At 47.3% G+C, this 8,645-nt stretch carries 8 protein-coding genes; 1 reads left to right on the top strand and 7 read right to left on the bottom strand.

Annotated features, from left to right (window positions below):
* The 7 genes from OEM52_11730 to OEM52_11700 all read right to left on the bottom strand — a co-directional run.
* Positions 1–1,949 (bottom strand): PAS domain S-box protein (locus OEM52_11730; GenBank protein ID MDK9700806.1); only part of this gene is annotated, 1,949 nt, incomplete at its 3' end.
* A gap of 185 nt (positions 1,950–2,134) precedes the next feature.
* A complete protein-coding gene (locus OEM52_11725; GenBank protein MDK9700805.1) occupies positions 2,135–3,223 on the bottom strand; it encodes a glycosyltransferase in 1,089 nt (362 codons plus the stop codon).
* The gene (locus OEM52_11720) at positions 3,220–4,455 is read right to left on the bottom strand and encodes an O-antigen ligase family protein (GenBank protein MDK9700804.1); all 1,236 of its coding nucleotides are present in this window, start codon (positions 4,453–4,455) and stop codon (positions 3,220–3,222) included. The genes OEM52_11725 and OEM52_11720 overlap by 4 nt, the downstream gene beginning before the upstream one ends.
* A gap of 11 nt (positions 4,456–4,466) precedes the next feature.
* Positions 4,467–4,688 carry a twin-arginine translocase TatA/TatE family subunit gene (locus OEM52_11715; GenBank protein MDK9700803.1) on the bottom strand — a complete coding sequence of 74 codons (222 nt, stop codon included), beginning with the start codon at positions 4,686–4,688 and terminating at the stop codon, positions 4,467–4,469.
* 66 nt (positions 4,689–4,754) lie between these two features.
* Positions 4,755–6,128 (bottom strand): MFS transporter, encoded by a 1,374-nt coding sequence (locus OEM52_11710; GenBank protein ID MDK9700802.1) that lies wholly within the window; start codon positions 6,126–6,128, stop codon positions 4,755–4,757.
* Entirely contained in the window at positions 6,091–6,831 is a 741-nt protein-coding gene (locus OEM52_11705; GenBank protein MDK9700801.1) for a T9SS type A sorting domain-containing protein, read from the bottom strand. Before OEM52_11705 ends, OEM52_11710 begins: the two co-directional genes overlap by 38 nt.
* Positions 6,832–6,880: 49 nt before the next feature.
* A complete protein-coding gene (locus OEM52_11700; GenBank protein ID MDK9700800.1) occupies positions 6,881–7,897 on the bottom strand; it encodes a PEGA domain-containing protein in 1,017 nt (338 codons plus the stop codon).
* A 273-nt stretch (positions 7,898–8,170) separates the two neighbouring features.
* On the opposite strand from OEM52_11700, the gene OEM52_11695 reads away from it, so the two are divergent.
* A partial coding sequence (locus OEM52_11695) for a hypothetical protein (protein ID MDK9700799.1) occupies positions 8,171–8,645 on the top strand: 475 nt, incomplete at its 3' end.

Genomic DNA, 8,645 nt, shown 5'->3' with positions numbered 1-8,645 from the left:
AATTCAAAATCGGACTTTGTGTAAATCTGGTCTGTTGCATAGGTCTGTGCGACTGTTACACCAATGACTCCGCGTTGTGTAATCAGCGGTACGCCCAACCAGCAAACCGACTGTACGCCAACCAGTTCCACCTCGCCTTCGTTAGTTAGTTCCTGAAATTTCGCTTCATCGCAGAACAAAGCGTGTCCGGTTCGACGTACATAATCCGTGAGCGATTTCTTTAACGGAATTAACGTTCGGGTTGGAACTGGTTCATCGAATGGATCGAAGGAGTAGGGAAACGAATATGCATCCTCATCGGGGTCGTATAGTGCGACAAAGAAATTGCTCGCATCCATCAGCGTATTAACAGACTGATGAACTGCCGCTAACATTTCTTCAAGTGATTGTAACGCAGAAGTAGAGCGCATAATCTCCAACAGCGAATTACGCACCAACTCATCACGCTTCTTTTGAGTGATGTCGACAAAAACACCCCGCAGCCGGTTACCTGTTGGAGATTTGTAGATCCTTGCTCGATCAAGTACCCAAATCACCCGACCGTCGCTCGTAATCATCCGGTATTCGAGATACTTTTCGAGTTCAGTGCTGTCACTAATCGACAGTTTTCCGATTGCTAATAATTGATCCTCGGGATGAACATGGTCAATCCAGAACGTTGAATTGGTCGTCCAATCCTGATGGGGGTATCCCAACAAGTGCTCGACTTGACGGCTGATAAAGAGATACTGGTAAGTTTCTAAATCGAATTCCCACAAAACAGCATCGACATGTTCGATAAGTTGGTCAATCTGAAGTTGCTTCTCACGGAGCGATAACTCTGCGTGCACCCGCTCGGAAATGTCTCGGCCAACCGCTTGTACTTCCCGCAAGTTCCCACTTTCATCGAATAGTCCCCGCGCAGTCCAATGAGTCCACCGCTTGATGCCATCTTTGTCAATGAGCGGCAGTTCGGTCGAAAAAGTTGGGTTAGTGGAAGAGATGCTGCAGAGTAAACTTTTGATATAATCACTGGCCTCGCTCTCGATTTGGGTATAGAAATTCTTACCAATAACAAGCTCGGAACGTGATCCAAAAAAACGGGCAAAGGTTTCATTTACGAATGAGTAAGTACCATCGACATTGAACCGGCAAATCATTTCGGTTTGATCTTGAATAATCGTTCGGAATCGCTCTTCTGACAGCTTTAAGTCATCGAAGGCATGCCGCAATTTCATTGTGCGATCCCGCACCATTTCTTCCAACTCCGCTTTAGACTGCTGTAACAATTGTTCTGTCCGCTTCCGGTCGCTAATATTATGGGCGGTTCCTAACAATCCGATACAGTTCCCATTCGCATCGATCATTGGTGTTTTTGACACACTAAACCAACCGCTGGTGCCATCGAGATGAACGAAGAAAGATTCCTCGATCAGTTGTGTTTTGGTTGAAAAGACTTGGTTATCGCCGGCGGTATAACGGTCGGCATCTTCAACTGAACAGATGTCGAAATCGGTTTTTCCAATCATGTGCTCGGGGTTCGTGAATCCTAAACGCTTAGCATACTCTTGGTTGGCAACTAAGTATTTCCCGTTACAATCTTTTATCCAGACTGGATCGGGTAAAATATCCATGATCAGCTTTGAGTTTACAGGAGTGATCGCAGTTGTGTTATACAATTCATGAATTCTTGAACAGTTATGACAGAATTCGGCATTAGGTGCAATAACATCATTTCCAGATTCTACTTTACTTTGGTTATGTGGAAGAGTGGAGGCTGTTTTTCTTGTTGTGAGTTCGTTATCAATATGGCGGGCAATCGTAAAGAGGTAGATTCCAAAAAGGAGAAGACCCAACAATAGAAAAACCTGCCAACTCGAGAACTGGTCTGAAAACACAGTTACATCAAGTAAAGCAAGACAAAATGGTGCAAAAGCGATTAATCGAAGTGGAAATCTATTGTTTAACACTGTTACCTATTCGATTGAATGTTGATATCATTATAAGGATGATTATTCATCCTGTAGAATTCTTAATGTAACCGTTGATGAGATTTGTGGCAATGCCGATGCAAGAATGAATAAAAAAAAATCAAGAAGAGATGTCACCAAACACAATGATTTCCGTGTTGGATACGATAGCACTGCTGATGTTTCTATGGTGTTTTTGCCGGGCAAAGCTGGATTGCTTCCCTGCACGCTGCGATGTGTCCTTCGATCCATTGGTCAGTATCAAAGCTTGCTACCCAGTTTGAACCGATTGCTATTCTTTGATTTCGATACTCGGTCTTCTTGAGTTCCATGAGTTCGGCTATCCAAAGCGTCGGCGAAGTCAAGGGAAGAACTTTCGCACCAGAACCAGAGATTTCCGGGATCGCACCACAATTGCTTACGATAGCGGGAACACCGGATAACATCGCCTCTAAGGGGGGTTGTCCATACCCTTCATACCTCGAGGGGAGGAGTAGCGCAAACGCGCCAGCCACCAATTCCCGCAACTGTGAAAACGGCACCAACCCACCATCAACCCATTGCCCCGTAGTTAACAAAGGTCGAATTTCTTTGCGTAAGGCTGGATATTTGTCCAAATCATCTCCTACGATTACTAACGGTGGTAATGCCCGTGAAGATTTCCAGAGTTCCGCTAAGAATGATAGATTTTTGTGTTGCCGATACGCACCACAGTAAATGCAGTAGACTTCTGGTGTCCAGACCGGAGGTGGTTCTCCGGGCACTTTTCGCCAGATCGGATCGGGAATCATACGTACCGTCCGAACTTTTGCCGGCATTACCCCGGGAAAGCGCTCCAGTAAATCCAATCGAACCGTTTCGCTTTGCGTTACGATTTTCGTTGAAATTCGCATCGCCCGACCAATCATGTATTGAGCATAAGTTCGTTGAACGAGCGAAAATTGGTCGGGAAACATTAGTTGGATCGCGTCGTGGATTAACGTTACAATCGGAATTTTAAGACCAAACGGAACGACGTAATGAGGCGCGTAGAACAAATCGGCTTGCATTGTGTTCGCGGCCGCGCCGACTTGCCATAATTCTTGCAGCGAATAATTGCGGGCATTACAGACAACCGGTTTTACTTCTGTTGTTTGCTCAATTTTCGTAACATCATTCTCATGACTTATGCAGATAACTTCGACGCCCTTCCGGGTAAACTGCTCCGCTAACAACCGCACCGCGAGACCGATCCCGCCATCACTCCACTTACGGGCATCCAAAATAATCCTCATCGGTTATCACTCCGAATCATTACCATTTGTTGGGTAGAAATCATCGAAATCAATGTTCCTGTTAAAAACCAAACCTGTAGCGACACTTCGGCGTCGGTTAAATAACATTGCACCAATCCACCGATGAGAATCGTAAGAATCCCAGCCAAACCAGCGATCCGATATTCGCGCATTTCGTTCGGTTCATCGGTAGGACGCTTGACAAGGAGAATCAGAAAAGCAAACCAAAATGTAGCAAATATAAGTGCTCCCGGGATTCCATATTCAACTGCCGTCGAAAGAAAATCGTTATGAGGATGAGCTGTAGAACTATAACCGTCAAAAGGAATTTTGTACGTAAAAAATGCTTCATCCCAACGATTATTACCAACGCCAGCAATCGGGTGATCCTTGATAATTGCCAGCGACGTCAGCCAAAGATACCGCCTTGTAGGATCACCTTCCCCGGCCTTTTCCGAATTGATGGCAACCCCGCGGGCAAACCGTTCACCGGCTGCCTGAAACACAGTTTGCGGTAACACCAACAATGCAACAATGATGGTAACAGCAAGAATTCGTAACTTCTTCTTTCCCAGAATACCGAGTAGTATAGCACTAACCCCCATTGCTCCCATCATCGAACGCGCCATTGTTGCCATAACTGCCGCGACGCCGCTAACTGCAACAAAGCTTCCTATTGCAGTTGACCAAACTGCAGCCGCTAATGGTAAACAGACTGCGATTACCCCGGCATAGGTGAGATGAAAATCTTGTAAACCTACCGCGTGATAACGATGAAACTGAAACCGCAACGGTTGCCAACCCCGTACGATATCCCAGCCAAAGAAGAATTGCCACACCGCATAACCCGCTACGAGCAGCAGCACAACAGCAACAATCCTGTAACTGCGTTGTATGCGTGTTAGCGAGCTGCCGACTATAATCCCGGGAAGAATTGCCAGTATAGTTGAAAGTTCCTCAAACCATGAGCCCCAATGAGCGCCATAGGGGGAAATTGCGGTAGTGAGAAGTGACCACCCGATAAATCCGAGTAAAATGCTCCAAAGCAGGTGATTTTTCGGAAAGCTAAATGTATGAGGTAGAAAGAAAAACCCTAAAATCGTTAGGGGGAGGAGTAGGTTTGCCCCCGCAATCGATACCATTGCAATTGCGGGAAAGCCAATACATAACGAAACCCACACCCGAAGGAGTGGGTTTGTTTCGGAAACAGGAATACGTAGTTTATCAAACAACGGTCGTACCGTTAGGATTGTTTTCCATTGGGATTTAGTGGTTGTGATTGTGGGTCGCTCTTGGCGACGGTACTTGTATCGTTCGTGGGAGGTGGAGCGTCGCGCATCGCTTGCTTAAACTCCTTCACACCACCGCCGAGACCGCGCATCAATTCCGGCAGCTTCTTGCCGCCGAACAACAATAAGATGACCACTGCAATCACGATAAGTTCAGGTGTACCCAATCCGAACATGATTCCTCCCGGGTTCTAAACCTTACAAGGTACAACACTATTTCCCGAAAACAATAGCGAAACGAACTACGTTAGCTCGCGGGCGACTTGTTCGCCACGCTTCTCATTTACAAACCAAAGCAATAGCCCACCGGTGATAAAGAAGCTCAAAAGGCAAAGAATCGCCAACCGAATCGATCCAGTCAACCAAAGCATCGTACCGTAGACCAAAGGACCAAACAGCGTACTGAGCCGTCCTTGTACCGAAAAGAAGCCAAAAAACTCGGCGGAACGGTCTGCCGGTGTGAACCGGGCAAACATCGATCGCGCTGAGGATTGACTTGCCCCTAACACCAAACCGGCTAATACACCAATAATATGGAATTCCGTGATCGGATCGGTGAATATTCCGATAAAATAAGTCCAAACACAAACAATCCCCCAAACAACCAGAGTAGAAAGTAACACAATCCGGTCACCCACCCGGTCTGCAAACTTACCAAAAGTCACTGAACCGACAAATCCACAACCTTGAATCATCAGGAAAAAGAGGATTAGACCTGAGGAAGTCATATTCAATTCCGCTTCCCCGTAAATCGAAGCCATGAGGATAATCGTCTGTACGCCATTATTGAAGAGTAAGTATGCGAGTAGAAATCTGACTAAATCGCGAAGTTTTTTCACTTCATGAAAGGTGTGAGCCAACCGCCGCCATGATTCTTTCCAGATGCTTTTGACGTGGAGGTGTTCTTTCTCCGCTGGTTCCCGTACCCACAAAAACAACGGAATCGCGAAAATTACCCACCAGATGCTAACGCTTAGAAAAGTATCCTGTACCCGAAAAGCAGTGATGCCCAACCATGCCGGGGGTTGCAGCATCAGAAGATTGACGAAAAGGAGCAATCCACCACCCAAGTAACCAACGCCCCACCCAAAACCACTCACCCAGCCGACTTCCTTCGGTGACGAGACATTTTTCAAGAGTGCATCGTAAAATGTGAGACCGGCATTAAACCCAAAGTTGGCGATGGCAAACCAGATGCCGCCATACAACCAATCCCCTTCTCCAACCCACCACAACATCCCGGTACAGCCCGCGCCGATAATAGTTGAGCCGAGAAGAAACGATTTTTTCCGTCGCGTTTCGTCCGCCATCGCTCCAAGCAACGGGGAAACAATCATTACAAGGAGTGTAGATAGCGAGACAAAGTAGGTGAATAGCGTTGGTCCGGGGATCTGGAAACTTGAACCAAACCAATTGAATTCGATCCCAGTTTCACCACCAGCAACTTGTAACGCATAATATTTATTGAAGATGACAGCGAGAATCGTGGTGGCAAAGGCGCTATTGGCGACATCGTAGAGCGCCCAGCCCCATACCGATTTACGGTGATGGGGCGGCTGTGCGGTGTGGCTTTGCAGACTATCGGAGATAGGTGACCCGATGCGTACGATTGCCATACGGCGTAGTCACTTGAATGAAGTAGTTTCCCGAAGTCTGTTCTTGCAGAAGATGTTGTAATGGTATCGTGTTAATGCCCGGTGTACCATTGATCTGAGTTCCCGCGATTCGTCGTCCCGAGATATCGTACACAGCTAAACCAATGTTGCCGCGGTTGGGAAGCGACATTTGCAAAACACTTTGCGAATTGAACGGGTTCGGATAGACATTGCTCAAGAAGGTTGTCGTCGGCAATAATGCTTCCGGCGCATCAACTGAAGTAACTACCACAGTACGCGAATGTAACTCGGTTGTACCAATTCGTTGTATTGTAATACTTGCGGTCGCAGTAAGTCCGACTTCTGGACCTACATACAAGTCTAAAGCACAACTATCTAAGTCGCGCGGAAGAATATCATACGTCACAGAGTCGATGAATTCCGGGTAGCAAGCGGAACCGACACACATACTCACACCCCACCCAGTTGGAACCGATGTGCGGACCGAGCGGAAAAGTAGATGTAGCGTATCGTTCGTTAAATTTTCAACGTGATACCAAACACCGAGAGTAACATTCGGTTCAGAATGTCGAATCGTATCTTCTAATGCTGTTACTCGTATCGATTGCGCCGACGCATTCGACCCGGCTAATGTGATAAGTAGAAGCAATAAACTTGCTGATGCGAATAGCCGTTTCAAAAATGAAGTAGTGACCGGTTTCATGGTTTCCCTCTCGATTTCTTCATTACCTAAAATAATACGTAAGGCGAACTTACGGGACTAACGTCGATATCATCGAACGTAATTCGGTTTCCGAAACCGAACCCCCTGCCCAATGAATCGCTCCGGTGGAATCCACTACAATATTAAGTGGATAGCCGTTGTTCGTATTCTCTACCATCGCCATCCAGTAGCCCGGATGGGGATCAATCGTTACCGGAAATGTAATGCCGACTTCACGCACTGCTGCTTGCATCGAAGCCAACGGTTCCGATCTGGGATACGGAGTCGTTAATGCGACGAACCGGACGCCTCGTTCCGCGTATTCTTCATAAATCGTATTGAAGAATGGTAATTCGTTACGACAGGGAACGCAAGTTGTAAACCAACAGGTGAATACCGTCGTATGACCACGGAATATTTCGCTGTTCAGTGTATCGAACCGGGTCGTATCGTTGGTGAGTAACCGTTGACGGAACGAAATTGGAAGTTTCCCGGCGGATTTACCGGTTTGGGTGAACGATAAACCAAACTGAATAGCAGTGGTATCCTGTGCGACATTCACCCGGTGAAGAGCGGGACTTACTGTCCGGTGGCTATCAAGAACTACCGTCACGGTATGGTTACCAACCGATACAATTGCTACGGTGGGAGTGGTAAGAATTGCTCCGCTGCTGTCAAGCAAATACTGCTCATCAAAAATGATCCGCGCACCGGTCGGATTGGATGTCACCGATAAGTAACCTAAGGGAGACAGTGCCAATGTGCCGGTGAACCGAGCCGTATCGCCGGCATCGACCGAAACAGTCTGCGTCAAATCGAGATAGCGTTGCTTTCGGAGCTTGATTGTATGGGAACCAGTTGCCACGGGACCTAACAAGGCTGGCGTTGTTGTGGTCTGCAGGATTCCGTCCAGCGTTATCGACGCGCCGGTGACATCAGCGCCGGTACTATCAGTCGCGCTGATTAGCAACATCCCCCGTGGCGTTGGGGTCGATTCCTCGATCCCGCAGCCAATCAGTAGAACAACCAAACCAAGTAACAAGAGAACTGTTTTAAGATGATTCATTACGTTTCGTCCTCAGCATGCGGTGACTCTAAGAAACCAATATACAAAACGAAAACCATAAATTCGACCGAAACCGGGGTAGGATTTATGGTTTGTGATAATGGGAACATAGTAATTGGGTAGGTTTACGTTTCATCGGGGGTCGATTAAGACTAAATTGATAGAGAATTCTCCCGGTAGGAAAGCGTTCGCTCAATGCAGACAAGTCTTAGAACCGATCTTGGTTTCTTCATTGACAAACCATATCGCATTCCGGAAACTACAGGACGCAACATGTTAGATCGAATTCTATTGCTTTCGTTCCTCTCACTTGTTGGATTAGGTGGCTCGGTTGTAAGTAGGAATGCCGCTGCAGCGACCACGACTCAAAGCATCCCGAAACCGTTCTTCTTCACCGAAAACAAGGGGCAGTGGGATGCTCGCGTCTTGTATAAATGTCAAGCGAAGAATGGCATGACGTGGTTCCTCGAACGCGATGGGATTACTCTCCTTGTGAGAAGGGAACAGGGGACAGGGAACGGGGAACAGGGGAAGCAACCCGTACGTCGGACATTCCTGTCCGACGACTATTCGAGTAGGGGCAGACCCTCTGGGTCGCCCGCAGGTGACGCCGTACGTCGGACATTCCTGTCCGACGACCAGATGGAAAGCGACTTACCGGAAATGTTGCGCCGCCATCCGCAAAAAAAATATCCGATGAAATCTCATGCACTGAAATTTCACTTCGTGAAAGGTGAAGGGTCAAAGG

It is taken from the genome of bacterium, assembly GCA_030247525.1.
In the GTDB taxonomy this organism is placed as follows: Bacteria; Electryoneota; JAOADG01; order JAOADG01; family JAOADG01; genus JAOTSC01.
This window is presented reverse-complemented; position numbering and strand designations above follow the sequence as displayed.